This is a genomic window from Paenibacillus sp. JZ16 (assembly GCF_015326965.1).
Lineage (GTDB): Bacteria > Bacillota > Bacilli > Paenibacillales > Paenibacillaceae > Paenibacillus_AQ.
Genome location: NZ_CP017659.1, coordinates 1,877,318 through 1,892,917 on the forward strand (window position 1 = coordinate 1,877,318; position 15,600 = coordinate 1,892,917).

The 15,600-nt window shown below is 49.6% G+C and carries 16 protein-coding genes; all 16 read right to left on the reverse strand.

Annotated elements, in window-relative coordinates; translation table 11 throughout:
• Positions 1-16: 16 nt before the first annotated feature.
• From BJP58_RS08355 to fliR, 16 genes are read right to left on the reverse strand one after another with little or no spacing between them, the layout of a single operon-like run.
• Complete coding sequence (locus BJP58_RS08355) at positions 17-616, reverse strand: MltG/YceG/YrrL family protein (RefSeq protein ID WP_194543555.1); 600 nt, start codon at positions 614-616, stop codon at positions 17-19.
• Positions 613-1,152, reverse strand: a complete 540-nt coding sequence (locus tag BJP58_RS08360) for a DUF6115 domain-containing protein (protein ID WP_374198192.1) — start codon at positions 1,150-1,152, stop codon at positions 613-615. The genes BJP58_RS08355 and BJP58_RS08360 overlap by 4 nt, the downstream gene beginning before the upstream one ends.
• Before the next feature lie 31 nt (positions 1,153-1,183).
• The gene (locus BJP58_RS08365; protein ID WP_194543557.1) at positions 1,184-1,495 is read right to left on the reverse strand and encodes a hypothetical protein; all 312 of its coding nucleotides are present in this window, start codon (positions 1,493-1,495) and stop codon (positions 1,184-1,186) included.
• A gap of 58 nt (positions 1,496-1,553) precedes the next feature.
• On the reverse strand, positions 1,554-2,963 hold the full coding sequence (locus BJP58_RS08370) for a flagellar assembly protein A (protein WP_194543558.1): 1,410 nt from the start codon (positions 2,961-2,963) through the stop codon (positions 1,554-1,556).
• Between the two features lie 30 nt (positions 2,964-2,993).
• On the reverse strand, positions 2,994-3,782 hold the full coding sequence (locus BJP58_RS08375) for a FliA/WhiG family RNA polymerase sigma factor (protein ID WP_071220103.1): 789 nt from the start codon (positions 3,780-3,782) through the stop codon (positions 2,994-2,996).
• 15 nt (positions 3,783-3,797) lie between these two features.
• The gene (locus tag BJP58_RS08380; RefSeq protein ID WP_194543559.1) at positions 3,798-4,199 is read right to left on the reverse strand and encodes a hypothetical protein; all 402 of its coding nucleotides are present in this window, start codon (positions 4,197-4,199) and stop codon (positions 3,798-3,800) included.
• A gap of 3 nt (positions 4,200-4,202) precedes the next feature.
• Positions 4,203-4,700 carry a chemotaxis protein CheD gene (locus BJP58_RS08385; protein WP_194543560.1) on the reverse strand — a complete coding sequence of 166 codons (498 nt, stop codon included), beginning with the start codon at positions 4,698-4,700 and terminating at the stop codon, positions 4,203-4,205.
• Complete coding sequence (locus BJP58_RS08390) at positions 4,693-5,286, reverse strand: chemotaxis protein CheC (protein WP_253300548.1); 594 nt, start codon at positions 5,284-5,286, stop codon at positions 4,693-4,695. Before BJP58_RS08390 ends, BJP58_RS08385 begins: the two co-directional genes overlap by 8 nt.
• A 36-nt stretch (positions 5,287-5,322) precedes the next feature.
• Positions 5,323-5,784, reverse strand: a complete 462-nt coding sequence (locus BJP58_RS08395) for a chemotaxis protein CheW (RefSeq protein ID WP_194543561.1) — start codon at positions 5,782-5,784, stop codon at positions 5,323-5,325.
• Between the two features lie 51 nt (positions 5,785-5,835).
• On the reverse strand, positions 5,836-7,905 hold the full coding sequence (locus BJP58_RS08400; protein ID WP_194543562.1) for a chemotaxis protein CheA: 2,070 nt from the start codon (positions 7,903-7,905) through the stop codon (positions 5,836-5,838).
• A 23-nt stretch (positions 7,906-7,928) separates the two neighbouring features.
• Positions 7,929-9,266, reverse strand: a complete 1,338-nt coding sequence (locus tag BJP58_RS08405) for a protein-glutamate methylesterase/protein-glutamine glutaminase (RefSeq protein WP_194543563.1) — start codon at positions 9,264-9,266, stop codon at positions 7,929-7,931.
• 38 nt (positions 9,267-9,304) lie between these two features.
• The gene (locus tag BJP58_RS08410; protein WP_194543564.1) at positions 9,305-10,195 is read right to left on the reverse strand and encodes a MinD/ParA family protein; all 891 of its coding nucleotides are present in this window, start codon (positions 10,193-10,195) and stop codon (positions 9,305-9,307) included.
• The gene (flhF, locus tag BJP58_RS08415) at positions 10,192-11,640 is read right to left on the reverse strand and encodes a flagellar biosynthesis GTPase FlhF (RefSeq protein ID WP_194543565.1); all 1,449 of its coding nucleotides are present in this window, start codon (positions 11,638-11,640) and stop codon (positions 10,192-10,194) included. Before flhF ends, BJP58_RS08410 begins: the two co-directional genes overlap by 4 nt.
• Positions 11,637-13,670: a flagellar biosynthesis protein FlhA gene (gene flhA, locus BJP58_RS08420; RefSeq protein ID WP_194543566.1), complete on the reverse strand. Its 2,034-nt coding sequence runs from the start codon at positions 13,668-13,670 to the stop codon at positions 11,637-11,639. Before flhA ends, flhF begins: the two co-directional genes overlap by 4 nt.
• 24 nt (positions 13,671-13,694) lie before the next feature.
• Positions 13,695-14,783 carry a flagellar biosynthesis protein FlhB gene (gene flhB / locus BJP58_RS08425; protein ID WP_194544873.1) on the reverse strand — a complete coding sequence of 363 codons (1,089 nt, stop codon included), beginning with the start codon at positions 14,781-14,783 and terminating at the stop codon, positions 13,695-13,697.
• Between the two features lie 20 nt (positions 14,784-14,803).
• Positions 14,804-15,592, reverse strand: coding sequence for a flagellar biosynthetic protein FliR (gene fliR, locus BJP58_RS08430; RefSeq protein WP_194543567.1), 789 nt, complete (start codon positions 15,590-15,592; stop codon positions 14,804-14,806).
• Positions 15,593-15,600 lie beyond the last annotated feature (8 nt).

The window sequence follows — 15,600 nt, forward strand, 5'->3', positions numbered from 1 at the left end:
TCTCTCAACCGGAGTGCTAGTTGGAGGGTTTTGTCGTGATTTTCGTGAAGATCGAATTGTAGCTCTCGCCTGCCGTAAACGAGTATGTACCGCTCAGGATCTTGGTGTTGATTTTATTCTCGGTAGCTTGAGTGATGAATGCCTGTTTATTGTCAATGACGCCGGCATTCATAAGGCTGTTTGCTACATCGCTGAGATTGTTTCCGGATGGAATGTTTACTTTAATCTGCGCTTCCGCTTTGGCCGGTGTTTTCGGCTTCGCCGGATTCGTTACCCGAGGGGATTCCTGTTTCTTCTCCTCGCCCGGCTTAGGCTTCTTCGGCTGCTCCGGTGCTTCCGGCTTTTCCGTTCCCGTCTTCTGTGCAGGATCGGCTCCTTCGGACTCGCCGCCCTCGCCAAGCTTCTTCTCTTCCCACTGCTCCGCCGTCAACAGCTCGTCTGAACCTTCGACGACCTGCATATCCAAAGCTTCCGCTGCAGCCACAAGCTGCTCCTTCGTTAATTCCTGCGTCTGTGATGCAGTTGTGCCTTGACCAATCCACATCAGCTGAAGCAGCACTGCACCGATTACGAGACCGCTCCCCAGGCCCATCATAAATGTACGGTTCTTGATCACACGGATTCCTCCTGTTTGGCCAACTGAATAATAAGTTGAACTTCGCCTCGCTGAAGACCCGTGGTCTTGGCAATCATATCGATGGACTTTCCTTGTTCATATAGATCAAACAGCTCCGCGTATCTGGATTTGATGGAATGGACAGCAGGTGCAGGTTCAGCTTCGGACGTCGCTGCAGCTGCTCCTGCAGACAAAGAAACGGCCGCAGCGGCTTGCGCCAGCTTTTCTTCCGCCAGTCGAAGACGCGTTTGCGAATCGGTCATCTTCTCCTCCATGGCCAGCATGCGGTGCCGCAAATCACTGACCTGCTCTTGATGCGCTTGCTGCTTGGCATCCAGTTCTTTTTTCATCTGACGAACCAGTTCCACCAGCTGTTCGTTCTCATTTTGGATTTCCGCCATGTATCCTTCAAGCGTGTTCTCCACTTCTTTTACAACCCGCTCGCTGGACACGGTCTCTTCACGGCGTTTCGGCAGCATAAAAGCGTACAGCACGGCGGCAATGCCAAGCAGCACGATATATATCCATGGTTTCAAATCCATTAACTCCTTTATGCCTATAAATTATCTAGAGCGAAACATCGAAATTTTTGCCTTTATAAGGATGCTCTGCCGGCAGCTCCACCGTCTCGCTTGATTCTGCCGCTCCCCGGCCTTGTTGCTGCCCAGAGGATTGACGGCTACCGTCATCGCGCACGGCTGTCTCCGCCGTCTCACTCACTTCCGTGCTTCGCTGGGCTTCCGCACGGCTGTTCTTCGTTAATTCACCCGCAAGCAGCGTCTGATCATTCATCGGGCGCTGCTGGGTTTCATTATGCATCTTGCCCGCTTCATTGGTTCTGGGGACCGCAATTTGCATCTCAACCGATTTCAAACTCAATGGAATCACCTCATGGTATAGGATCATGTCCACAAGCATTTAAAACGTATGTTTTGACCTACAAGAGCGGCACCATGGTGATATCCCCTTCATGATAGTAAAAAGAAACCCGCTGCGTGGGATCCTTAACAAAGCGGGTATACCGCCCTATGACAATTTTGGCTCCGCCGTAGATCGTCTTTACCACATTCACTCTTGCTTTGCCGGTATCCTCCAGCATCTTCTCGATTTCCAGCATACGGTCCTTGATATCGGATTGTTCTGCCATGTTGGATTTCTTGGTCGCATTCAGCTTAATCCGCAGCGCTAGCTTGTCTGGCGACAATTGACCCGAGGAAGCTAACTGATTCAGAAGATAAAGCGCTTTATCGGTTTTATCCATACTTTCTATAGATTGCTTCAATTGGGCTCTGAGATCCGCCAGTTCATTCCGCAGCTCAGGCAGCACGCCTACTTCAACTACGGTAGCCGTCGACATGCTGTTTCCGATCGTTCGCGCAACAACCTTTTCCCCGGCCTGCAGAATACCGCCCACCACGAGCCCTTTCATCCCGTTGCATTCGATATTCTGAACCGCGCGGATATTGGAATGCATGATGCTCTGCGAGACGAATACGCTAGCGCCGGCAATGACGTTTCCATCCTGGATGAACGAGCTTTTGACATCCTGGCCCGCCTTTACATAGCCCTTGTTGTAACCGATGATTCCGCCGGATATATCGATCGAACCTTCAGCCTCCAGCTCGGCTCCTTCCACAAAGCCGGTAACTCGAATATCCCCTGCTGCCTTGATTCTGAATCCGGTTAGCACATTGCCGCGAATGACCACCGTACCGACAAAATCGATATTGCCAATGCTGTAATCAACATCCCCGTTAATCTCATATACCGGAAACACATTGATTTTTCCTTTTTCGGTTTTGGTGAGGAGTCCGTCAAGGGCAGCGTACATTGCAGTTTTCTCGGCGTTAACAACGACGTTCTTCCCCACCTTGAAATGAGCTTCCTTACCCGGTTTGCTCGGAATCTCCTCTCCGGTCACCGCAGTTCCGGGGACTCCTGTTGTTGGCGGGATTCGGGTTGCCAGCAGCTGGCCTTTCTTTACATTATTTAAACGAATCACTTCTTTATAATCCACTTTGCCATCTTCGATCTCCAGCGGCTTCAGGTTCGTCTCATTCCCAAAATTAACGGTAAATTCGATTCTGCCGTTCTGTCCGTGCATAGGTTCCGTTCCCATGGCAATCGGCGTTCTACTATATTGATATTCCTCCGCATGATCTGCGATTCGCCGCAACGTATCATGTTGAAGTCCATATCGTACCTGGTGACTTCTCAGAAATTGTTCAAGAGCTTCTACAGAGCAAGAGAAATCCTTCTCCCACTTGGTGAACTGTATATAGGCGACGACCTTGTCATCCGATAGCGTAACGCTAAAGTACTGATCCAATGCATAATCTACAGACAATCCAGGAACCCCCTTCATAAATGGCAAGCGTCAATCGTTTTGCATCAGCAAATCCCGATCTTTATCGAGCGCGCCCCGAAGTCTCAATATCGCTTTGGAATGAAGCTGAGATATTCGTGAAGGTGATAGCGACATCACCTCAGCAATTTCGCTGAGTGATAAATCCTCATAATATAATAAGGAAACTACGGTCCGCTCTTTCGGGGTTAATTTACCGATACCCTTCATCAGGGCTTCTCGCAGATAAAATTCATGGACCTTGTGATCCGGATTTTTCGCTTTCTCATCAACCAGGAGCGACATTCGGGTCTCAGACTCCTCCTCGCGGATCGGATCCTCCAGAGATGTCAATGTCATGACCGCTACTTCCTGCAGCATGTGCCGGAACTCCTTCTCAGTCACGTCAAGGTAATCACTCATCTCGGAATCACTGACGCTGCGTAAATACTTCTGTTCCAACTGCTGATATGCAGTTTCAATCTTCTTCGCTTTCTCGCGGACGGAACGCGGCACCCAGTCTCCTTGGCGCAGCGAGTCCAGAATAGCCCCACGCACGCGCCAAGAAGCATAGGTTTCGAACTGCAGCCCTCGTTTGTAATCAAACTTTTCGATGGCATCAATCAGACCCATTACCCCATTGCTGGCCAAATCTCCCTTAGAAACGTTCTTCGGAAGACCGATAGCCAAGCGGCTTGAAACATAGTCAACGATGTGCAAATGATATTCGATTAGTTTCTTCTTCGCTTCATGGTCTCCATCTTCCTTCCATGCGCTCCACAAATCCGCATGGTTTAGCACAGAAGCTTTACGTTCGTCCAATTGCCTTCACCCTCCTTATTTTTCCGTAAGGTGACGAACGGCCTTGGCCAGTTCTTCGGGTTCTTTCGTTGAAACCAGCTTAGGAGGATTTAGCGGTACAAAGTCTCCATTCTCTTTGCTGCTGGATTCGGAATGGATTAAATCCATCAATTCCCGATCCTCATCAGGCGTGGATAAATCAAGAACAGTCCCTCGGTCTTGCTCCCGCTGCGTGTCGACGTCCCCTTGAACAGCGGCTCGCGGACCCGTAATGGCAGCAAACATCCAATTCAGCAGGAACGCCAGAAGAAACCAAATCGCACATGCAAGGAGAGCCCGATACATGCTAGTCATCCACAGATTGTTACGTATGGAGAATATAAACGTGAACACAAAACCGGCAATTCCAGTCATCAGATAAAAACGGAGTTTTCCCATTAGCTACAATTCCTTTATGCCCTTTTGTACGCTTCGTATTGTAAACTTACCCGTTGCACAGTCCAACTCAACGGTTCTTCCATAATTTCCCCCGGTATCCTCGGCAATTAGCGTTATCCCCATCTGCTCGAGCCCAGCCTTGCAAGACTCTACATTACGAGGACCAATGCGCATGGTGTCACCCGAGCCGGCAAAAGCAAACATTTGAGCTCCCCCGGCCATTTTGGCTACCATACGTGCCGGAGCCGCACCCAAATTCCTCATCTGATTCAACAGGATCGGAAGAGCCGTATCGGCGTATTTGGCCAGGTTTAGCTGCCCTTCTCTGGCAATCGCTGAAGATGGAAGCATTACATGCGCCATTCCACCAATCTTCGTCACCGGATCATACAACGTCAGTCCGACGCACGAGCCGAGCCCCGTTGTACGCAAAATACCGTTTGGACCTGCGACGTTCAGATCCGCCATGGCTACTTTCACTATGCTTTGTTCTTCAATCATGCTCTAAAGGCACTCCTAAAGCTTCAAAAATCTGAGCAAATGATTGTGGATCAGGTATCAGGAAGAACTGGCCTTCCACCTCGTTTTGCCCTTCTAGGAACGTCGTGTTGATTAAGAGGGCATCGTCTCCCATTTCTCCGAACTGGAGCAATCCATAACTTAAGATGGCACCTGCCATATCCATCGCGAGTGCCGGTACCGTAGGTGTCATGGACAGATTGGTCAGATCAGCAAGCGACGATAGGTACGAGCCTGACAATATGTTTCCGATCTCGCATAATGCGGACTGCTCCATCTCGGAGAATTGCTCCTCATCCGACACTTCAAAGCCCGCTAAATTATGCAGCAAATTCTTCCCGGCTTCCGGACTCATAATAAAGAAGAGATTGCCCGGCGCACTGCCTTCCACCCGTAAAAATACGGCAAGAACGAGCTGTTCGCTTCCTCCTACACTTTCGGCAATCTGCTCAAAAGGCAGGAGTTGAACTTTGGGTACAGCCATATCAATAGGTTTGTTAAGCAAGCGGGAGAGGGCGGTTGCCGCATTGCCCGCTCCGATGTTTCCTACTTCCTTCAAAACATCCATTTTGATTTCCTTGCCATGCTTAAACAGCTCCACTGTCTACTCCTCAAGGCCTTCCAGCTGAATAATCTCACTCTTGTTCAGCACTTCGGACAGATTCAGCATGACGAGAAGGCGCTCCTCTCCTATCTTCGCGACCCCACGAAGATATTTCGCTTTAATTCCGCCGACCACCTCAGGCGGAGAGTCAATGCTGTCCGTATTCAGATCGATGACATCACTTGCGGAATCCACGATAAAGCCTACCTGCATGTCATTGACAGCTACGATGATAACCCGTGTTTGATCGGTTGCTTCCACCTCGTCCAATCCAAAACGGCCGCGCAGATTGATTACAGGAATGACGACGCCTCGAAGATTAATAACACCTTTTACGAAAGCATAAGTCTTCGGAACACGCGTAATGGGCATCATTCGCTCAATGGTTTGAACCTTGTCTACCTCGATGCCGTATTCTTCCTCGCCAAGTTTAAAGACAATAACCTTGATTTCTTCTCCCATGAATAAGTCCTCCTTCAAAATGTGTGGCCTGCCGTGCTTCATAGCAACGATTTATTTGATAAATGCATTTGCGTCGATGATAAGAGCGACTTGTCCATCCCCCAGGATGGTTGCTCCGGATACTCCCTGAATGGCAGGCAGATATTTACCGAGATTTTTAATGACGATTTCACTCTGACCGATAAAATCATCGATGGTGAGTGCCGCCAAACGATCCCCCTTGCGGATCACAACGATCTCCGTTTCTTCTTCCAGCTCTTCATCAAAATCTGGAACTTCAAACAAACGGCTAAGCGAGATGACCGGTATCAGCGATTCACGGAACTGGATCATGCGGCTGCCGTGAACATGTTTGATTTGCCCGCGCTTGATGATGCCCGTTTCAACAATGGAGGAAAGCGGAATCGCGTATTTTTCGGATCCCATCCGAATCAGCATAGCTGCTATGATAGACAGCGTTAATGGAAGCTGAACGGAGAAGTTCGTGCCTTTTCCCGGCGTCGAGTAGATGGTGACGTTACCGCCCAGCGCAACGATTTTGGATTTAACAACGTCGAGCCCAACGCCTCGGCCGGATACGTCTGAAATTTTCTCAGCGGTGCTGAATCCCGGTGCGAATAGCAGTTGATTGACCTCGTCATCGGTCATAGTCGCTGCTTCGGTCTCCGTCACAACGCCTTTTGCCAGCGCGTTCTTCAGAATTTTGTCACGGTAGATACCGCGTCCATCATCCTCAATCTCAATGAAGACATTGTTGCCGCTGTGGAACGCACGCAGATGAACGGTACCGGTCTCCGGTTTACCGGCAGCGATACGGTCGGCAACAGGTTCGACGCCATGGTCTGCCGAGTTTCGCAGCAAATGGACAAGCGGGTCACCGATCTCATCAATAACCGTACGATCCAGCTCCGTTTCAGCTCCGGTAATAATCAAATCAATTTTTTTGTCCAAGGTTTTGGCAAGGTCCCGCACCATCCTAGGAAAACGGTTGAACACTGTGTCCACAGGCACCATGCGCAGTTTCAAGACGATATTCTGCAAATCGCTGCTTACGCGGCTCATGTGCTCAACCGTGTCTGTCAGCTCCTGGTTCTTGGACTCGCTGGCCAGCTGCTCAAGGCGTACCCGGTCAATCAGAAGCTCGCTGAACAGATTCATTAGAACATCGAGCCGTTCAATATCAACCCGGATCGTTCTTGAAGGATTACCTCCCCCAGCATTTCGGGCGGGTGCCTTGGATTCTTTGACAGGCGCTGAAGTTCCTTTGGCTTCCGGTGAAGCTGCAGCTGCTTGGGATGCTTCTGAAACTTGCGGTTTGACAGCTTCTGCTGTAGCCGCGCTCTCCTGTACCATTTGCTGCAAAGTTTCATGATCAAGCGCCACAACCGTGGTTGTCTCGATCTCCGAAACGCCCAGAATCTGGCTTTCAATATCTTGCGTTTCTCTTTGCGTTATGTAATACAACGAAAATACGCGATCGAATTCACCTTGTTCAATCTCTTGAACGTCCGGATATGTCTTGACGATTTCCCCGGATCTTTCCAGCGTTTCGAATACCATGTAGGCACGAACCGCCTTGAGTTGGCAATCCTCTCGCAATGTCACTTGTATATATAAAACCTTATGTCCTTCCGAAATCGATTGATCAAGCACGGAGAATTGAAACTCATCCAATTCAATTCCCTGAACGGCCGCAACGGAGCTATCCCCTTCGGCAGCTTCCCCAGCAGGTGTTGCCCCTTCTCCACGCACAATCGCCTGCAAGGATGCCACGATGGAGGAAACATCCGCTTTCCCGTCTCCGCCGTTGGTGATATCCTGCACCATCGATTCAAGAGCGTCCAAGCTTTTGAAGAGCGTGTCAAAGATAAAATCCTGCATCTTTAACTTTTCGTTCCGGACAAGATCCAGCACGTTTTCCATCTGGTGGGTAAGCGAAGCCAGATCTTCGTATCCCATCGTTGCTGCCATACCCTTCAATGTATGAGCCGATCGGAAAATAATCTGTACGATCCCGATATCGTCCGGGTTGCTTTCTAATTGAAGCATGTTTTCATTTAATGATTGCAGATGATCATTTGACTCATCAATAAACATTGTCAAATATTGATTCATGTCCATTGAGAGACACCTCCTCTTCAAGTTCACTTTCCGTTATTTACAGCTTGAACCATTCTAGGTGCGATATCATGTAGTGGCAGAACGTGGCTTACACATCCGAGCTCAACAGCTGATCTCGGCATCCCGTATACGACGCAGGTTTGCTCGCTCTCCGCGTAGGTGGATGTCACTCCTGTATCATAAAGCTTCTTCATCATTCTCGCTCCATCGCTTCCCATGCCGGTCATCAGTACCGCATGGCGCTTAATCATGGTCAATGGCAGTAAGGATTCGAACAGCACATCTACAGATGGACGGTGACCGTTGCGGGCCTCATCCTCACTGATCCTGATTTGGTAAGCACCGCTGTCCGATCGGCAAACCCTCATATGGCTGCCTCCCGGAGCAATGTAGGCTTTGCCCGGTTCCAATACCATCCCTTGTTCAGCTTCCATGACCTCCAGCTGACTGAATGAATTCAGGCGCTGTGCAAGCGATTTGGTAAAACTCGGCGGCATATGTTGAACGATGACAATCGGGGCACAGAAGTCACCGGGGATGGGCTCGAGAAGAGCTTTCAATGCTCTTGGCCCGCCGGTCGAACAGCCCACCGCAACCAAATCCGTCAATTCCGTTGATTGCCGTATTTTTGCTTCACGGAGCTGACGACTCTCGTTCTCTGGAAGCGCGACTGGAACAAAGTCTGTAACCGGCTTACGATCTGCTTGTTTTCGCTTTGGTCCAGCGTGCTCTGCTCCTTCCGCAGCAGTAGACACCTTCTTTTCCACAGTTCGAGATGGCGGGATACGGGGCGATTCCTTTAGATTGCTCCGTTGGTCTGTCTGGCGGACCGTTGTTCTTTTCTCAATCACCTGCGGCTTCTTGATCAGCGTTTTGTCAGAAGGCTTTGGCGAAAGAGGAACCGTTATGTCCGCACTCCGTCGTCTCTGCTCTTCTTCTTCCCACAATGCCCTCCGCTGTTTAGCCTGCATCGCCGCATTCAGTTGCTTCATTAGTTCTGAACGCACCTGCTCAATATCAAGCGCATTCGAAATGGAAGGCTTTCGTATAAAATCAAATGCTCCTGCCTCAAGGGCAAGAATGGTCTCTTTCATGCCTTGCTCATTAATGCCGGACAACATAATGACCGGACGGGGACCCGATTCCATAATCAGCTTCAGAGCATCAAGGCCGTTCATTTCCGGCATTTCTACATCCAATGTAATGACATCCGGATTCAATTCCTTTACTTTCCGAACGGCATCAAGACCGTTATCAGCTGTTCCGACAACTTGAAAAGATGGGTCACGCTCGATGAAATCGGAAAAGATTTTCCTCATAAATGCTGAATCGTCAACGACAAGCACACGAAAAGGCTTCATAGATGTCCACCTCAGTTTCCATTAATCCAAACAAAGAATCATTTCGTACGTTTGAGCCACCGATGCATAAATCCTTTGATTCCCTTCGGAGCTTCAGGCTCTGTGGCAGCAGGGACGGTCATGTAGCGAAGCGCGATCCGTCTGATATCACTAGAGGCGTTACATCGCGGATAAGCTGCTGTAAATGGGACCTGCCGCTTAACCGCCTGGACAACATGCGTATCATCGGCAATCGAACCCAGCAGCTTGATTTCGATATCCAGGAAACGCTGGGCCGTCAAAATAATTTTGCCCGCTGCTTCACGTGCCTCCTCTTCATCTCCCGCACGATTGACAATCAGGCTGAACGGAACCTGACATTCCGTGCCGTGCACCACCTTGATTAACGCATAGGCATCTGTGATGGACGTCGGTTCCGGCGTCGTGACGACTAGGCATTCATCAGCGGAAGTAATAAACCTCATGTTTTCCTTGGACAAGCCAGCTCCCGTGTCAAAAATGATATAGTCCATTTCCGAGGAAATAATTTCGATCTGTGAAATAAAATAATTCATTTCCTCTTCAGACAGGGACATCATGTCAGCCAAACCGGAACCTCCGGCAATGTAAGGAAGCTTGTCTGGTCCGTATTGAATTACTTCTTCGATGCTCTTCTCCCGGCGAATGAGATGATACAAGCTGTACCGGGAGCTCACGCCCATAAGAACGTCAATGTTTGCCATCCCGATGTCGGCATCAAACACCAATACCTTTTTGCCCATCGACTGTAAAGTCAGCGCAAAATTCAGTGTGAAATTGGATTTCCCAACCCCGCCTTTACCGCTGCTGACCGTAATAATCTTGGCGATTCTTGGGGATGTTGGTTTAACGCTGTTCCCTGATTGCTGAGAAGAAACCAGCTGGCGGAGCGATTGAGCTTGATCCGTCATGTGCGAATCTCTCCCAGCAGCAGATGGCATAACCGCTCGCTATCGGCCATCAGCAGATCATCCGGCACATTTTGACCATTGGTCATATAGGACAAGCGAAGGTTATGGGCATCAATCAGATTAAACAAGGAGCCGTAGCTGCCGGTCTCATCCATCTTCGTGAAGATGACCTTATCGAGTTCGTATTTGCTGAAATGATCCGCGATTTCGATCATATCGCTGCTCTTGGAGGTCAGGCTGAGCACAAGATAGGTTTCGCTTTGATCGGAATGGGAGAACAGGCTTTGAAGCTCGGAAACGAGCAGCTCATTCCGATAGTTCCGACCTGCAGTATCCATCAACACCAAATCACAATCCTGCAGCTTCTGAAGGGCTCGCTGCATATCACCGGGCGATTGCACGACTTCCATCGGCACATTGAGAATGGAGGCATAGGTGCGCAGCTGTTCAACGGCAGATATCCGATACGTATCGGAAGTGATAAAACCTACCTTGCGTTGGTTACGGAACAGCTGCTCCGCTGCGATCTTCGCAATCGTGGTTGTCTTGCCGACCCCTGTCGGTCCGGCAATATATACAATCCGGGTCTCGGGCTGAACACCGCCGCCAATACGCCCCTCAAGGAACGCCTCGGCTTGCTTGTAAATCACGTTCTGCAGTTCGGCCTCGCTCATCTGCATTTGACTGGCTTGCCAGGCTTCTTCTGCGGCAGTGAGCCACTCTTCCGTCAGCTTGGCCGAAAGATCCTGCTTAAGCAGCTGATCCCGAATGAAATGCAGCGGCTCGGGTAGCTGCTGCGCTTCGAGATTTTGCCTGGACAATCGCGCGATCCATTCCTTCATTTCCTTAAGCTCTTCAAGGACTCTTTGTTCGGATTCACTAATTCCCAAACGGGAACTTAATGGCTCCTCCTGTCCTCCACGAGATGACTTATCAGACTTCACAGATCCAACGGATGCAGCCGTTTCCGCTTGATCGCTTCGCATCGCGGCTTGTTCAGGTGCTGCAGGCTGTTGCCCATGACCCACTTCATCCTTGTCCCTGTTAACGGCCTCCTCGGAAGCAGCAACCTGGCTAAGAATCTCTGCAAAACGACTATAGTCATCCTCCTGCTGTACGCCGGAGGCTGAATCCGTGTTATTCACGGAATTCATGGAGGCTTGTGAACCGGGCTTCGAAATTTCAGCCGTTCGTTGATAGGCCTTGGGTACAGCACCAGAAGGTACTGCAGGCGTAACTTTGGACTTCATCGGAGCAGAGCCTTTGGATTTCTCCGCTTGCTCTACTGCCGCGATTACCTCGATCTTCTTGCGGGTAAACATACCCAGGAATCCGCCCACCTTGGTTTCCTTCGTACTCAGTATGACGGCATCCGCACCTAAATCCGTACGAATGTGCTGCATCGCCTCAGGCATCGTGTCGACGATATACCTCTTCACTCTCATAAGTTCACCACTCCGACACTTTGAATTTCGACGTTCGGCTCCAGCTCACTATAAGACAACACCGGAATATCCTGCATGCTTCGTTCAATGACCTGCCTTAAATACATTCTTATGGCCGGTGAGGTAAGCAGAACAGGCTGCTGCCCCATCTGAATGATCCGGTTAACCTGTTCACTGAGCTTCTGAAACACGCTCTGTGTCGATGCCGGGTCCATGGCAAGATAACTTCCTTGGTCGCTCTGCTGGACGCTTTCGGCGATCTTCTTCTCAAGCTGCGGTCCAACCGTGATGACCCGCATAGCCTCTCCCTCTTGAGCATATTGCTGGGTAATCTGCCGCGAGAGAGCTTGTCTTACATATTCGGTAAGGACATCGGGATCTTTCGAGTAATGTCCATAGTCCGCAAGGGTCTCGAGAATCGTGACCATGTCCCGGATCGAGATTTTTTCGCGGAGAAGCTTAGCTAATACCTTCTGCACCTCTCCAATGGTCAACACGGAAGGAATGAGCTCGTCCACAAGGACCGGATAGCTTTCTCTGATGTTATCAACCAATGCCTTGGTCTCCTGGCGTCCAATCAGCTCATGGGCATGTCTCTTAATCAACTCGGTCAAATGGGTAGCCACAACGGACGGTGGATCGACTACGGTATATCCGGCAAGATCCGCCCGCTCTTTCATGGCTTCATCTATCCAAAGCGCAGGGAGCCCGAAGGCCGGTTCGGTCGTTTCGATGCCCGTTACGGAATCATCCTCGTACCCAGGGCTCATGGCGAGGTAGTGATTTAATAATAATTCACCGCCGCCGACAGCATTCCCTTTTATTTTTATGACATATTCATTCGGTTTTAGTTGAATATTGTCGCGAATTCGGATAACCGGTACGACAAGTCCCAGCTCAAGTGCGCATTGTCTCCGAATCATAATGATCCGGTCCAATAAATCTCCGCCCTGCTGCGCATCTGCGAGCGGAATCAACCCATACCCGAATTCGAATTCGATCGGGTCAACCTGAAGCAGGTTGATCACACTTTCCGGACTTCGAACCTCTTCGATTTGCTGTTCCTCCTCCATCTGCTCCACCTCGACCTGCTTGCGATCCAGATTGTTCTGCATCCTCCGTGCCGCAATAAGTAAGATGAGTGCAATCGGTGCGGTCGTAATCAGGTGAATGGGTGTGAAAATCCCTAGCAACAGAACGGTACCTGAAACAATGTACAATAGATGAGGGTATGAGAAGAGCTGCCCTGTCAGATCCTCCGCCAGGTTCCCTTCCGAAGAAGCTCTTGTAACAATCAGCCCCGCTGCAGTGGAAATCAAAAGCGCCGGAATCTGACTGACCAATCCGTCCCCGATCGTCAGGATGGAGTATGTGCTCATCGCGTCTCCGAATGACATTCCGTGAATCGAGATCCCGATGATAAATCCGCCGATCAGGTTGATCAGCATGATGACAATCGTAGCGATGGCGTCACCCTTAACGAATTTACTTGCACCATCCATAGCCCCGTAAAAGTCGGCTTCTCGCTCGATTTTTCTTCTCCGCTCCCTGGCTTGCTGCTCATTGATCAAACCTGCGTTCAGATCCGCATCAATACTCATCTGTTTACCAGGCATCGCATCGAGCGTAAATCTTGCCGCAACCTCTGCTACCCGCTCCGAGCCTTTGGTAATGACGATGAACTGTACGACAACGAGGATCAAAAAGACGATGAATCCAACCGCAATTTCGCCATTCGCTATCCACTTACCAAACGTGGCTACAACCTCGCCCGCACTAGCTTCCGACAGGATCAACTTCGTTGTCGAAATGTTAAGCGCTACACGAAACAGTGTCGTGATGAGCAATAAGGAAGGGAAGATGGAGAAGTCCAAGGCTTCCTTCGTATTCATGGCCACCAGCAAAATAATAAGCGCCAGCGAGACATTGATAATCAGGAGTACATCGAGCAGCCATGCCGGGATCGGAAGAATCATCATGAGTACGATGCCAATGACACCCGCAAGGACAGATAGATCTTTTATTTTCACTGCAATGACGCCTCCGGTCCCTAATTATTTCACTTTACCTTTTAGTTTATATACATAGGCCAGCACTTCCGCTACGGCCTGGAACAGGTCTCCCGGAATCGAATCCCCGATTTCCGACCGTTGGTACAAAGCGCGTGCCAGCGGCTTATTTTCCATCGTTATAATTCCGTGTTCCTTCGCTATTTCTTTAATCCGCAAGGCCATGAAATCCTGACCCTTCGCAATGATCTGCGGAGCTTCCATCATGGACCCGTCATACTTGATCGCCACTGCAAAGTGGGTCGGGTTCGTGATGATAACGTCGGCATTCGGGACTTCCTGCATCATCCTCTGCAGTGCCATCCGACGCTGGCGTTCCCTGATCTTCCCTTTGATCAGCGGATCGCCCTCCATCTTCTTGTACTCGTCTTTGATGTCCTGTTTGGACATTCGAATGTTTTTTTCATAATCATATTTCTGATACATGTAATCCAAAACGGCCAGAATGATCAGCCCGATGGCAATCTTAAAACCAAGTGACATGGTGATATCCGCCACGAAATGAAAAATGGTGTCGGGTCCCATTGTCGACAAGGACGATAATCCTTCCCTGGCAGCCCACAAGGTGGTGTACACGAGGTAGCCGATGATGGTCAGTTTGATGACCGATTTCAAAAACTCGACCAAGGAACGCATCGAGAATATGTTCTTGAACCCTTTGATGGGATCGATTTTACTGAACTTCATTTTCAAAGTCTCGCCCGTCAGCATAAACCCGACCTGCAAGTAATTGGCGATCAGCGCAACAACGAACACCGAGATAAACAACGGAGCCAGCAGAAGCAATATTTGAACACCGTACTCCCCGAATAACTGCATCACATTGTCTTTCGTTACGTCCATGGAGAGCCGATTAATATAAATGTCAGTAAACAGTCGAACGGTGCGGTCTCTCATATACCCGCCGAAAATTAACAAGCAAAAGAATGCGGCCAGCAAAACCGATGCACCCGATACCTCCATACTTTTGGCAACTTGGCCTTTCTTACGTGTATCCTGGCGTTTCTTCGGTGTGGCTTTCTCCGTCTTTTCGCCAGCGAACAGCTGTAAGTCGACCGGATACCGGTATGACATCCGCTTCACCTCCATCCTCCTTAAGTCGGCCCGTCGCCAAGAACGCCGAGTAGCTGCCGGAGTGCTTCAAACATTTTGGCAAACAGATGATCAAATAGTGACACCAGCATTGGCATGAGCAGCATCAGCAGCACGAGTCCAACGATGATTTTGACGATTATACCGATAACAAATACATTGAACTGCGGCGCCGTCCTTGCTAGAAAGCCAAGCCCGACATCGGTCAGGAACAAAGCGGCTACCAGCGGAGCGGCCATTTGAAGTGCCAATACAAAAGAGTGCGAGAATGTCCGTACGAGAAAATCCGTCACATTACCGTCATGAATCTTCCCAAACACATCCCCCGTAATCGGAATCCAATCATAGCTGTACATAATCGCATCAAACAGGTAGTGATGGCCATTCATGCTCAGAAATACCAGTAGGGCAAGATAATACTTGAAGTTACCGATTAATGGGCTGGAAGTCCCTGTAAAAGGATCGATGACATTTGCCATGCTGAACCCGATCTGAATGTCAATTAATGCGCCTGCCGTTTGAACGACGGTCATAATAAGATAAGCAGTGAAACCAAGCAGCAGTCCAACCAATACTTCCTGGACAATTAATATGACGTAAGACAGATCTTGCGGAACCACTTCTCCGAGCCCGAACGAAAAATATACGATCAGGGCGATGATGGCCGAAAGGCCTATTTTGTAAGAAGGGGGTATACCGCGTGAAGTAAACACTGGCGATATTACAAAAAAAGCTGTTATTCGACAAAATATAAGCATAAAAACAGGTAAACTTTGCTGCAACCATTCCATGGACACTC

Coding starts and splice junctions, on each gene's coding strand:
- fliR (WP_194543567.1), bottom strand. CDS start 15,592: ATGGAATGGTTGCAGCAAAGTTTACCTGTTTTTATGCTTATATTTTGT.
- BJP58_RS08400 (WP_194543562.1), bottom strand. CDS start 7,905: ATGGACATGAATCAATATTTGACAATGTTTATTGATGAGTCAAATGAT.
- BJP58_RS08405 (WP_194543563.1), bottom strand. CDS start 9,266: ATGAAGCCTTTTCGTGTGCTTGTCGTTGACGATTCAGCATTTATGAGG.
- BJP58_RS08395 (WP_194543561.1), bottom strand. CDS start 5,784: ATGGGAGAAGAAATCAAGGTTATTGTCTTTAAACTTGGCGAGGAAGAA.
- BJP58_RS08410 (WP_194543564.1), bottom strand. CDS start 10,195: ATGACGGATCAAGCTCAATCGCTCCGCCAGCTGGTTTCTTCTCAGCAA.
- flhB (WP_194544873.1), bottom strand. CDS start 14,783: ATGTCATACCGGTATCCGGTCGACTTACAGCTGTTCGCTGGCGAAAAG.
- flhF (WP_194543565.1), bottom strand. CDS start 11,640: ATGAGAGTGAAGAGGTATATCGTCGACACGATGCCTGAGGCGATGCAG.
- BJP58_RS08380 (WP_194543559.1), bottom strand. CDS start 4,199: ATGGGAAAACTCCGTTTTTATCTGATGACTGGAATTGCCGGTTTTGTG.
- BJP58_RS08390 (WP_253300548.1), bottom strand. CDS start 5,286: ATGGATGTTTTGAAGGAAGTAGGAAACATCGGAGCGGGCAATGCGGCA.
- BJP58_RS08385 (WP_194543560.1), bottom strand. CDS start 4,700: ATGATTGAAGAACAAAGCATAGTGAAAGTAGCCATGGCGGATCTGAAC.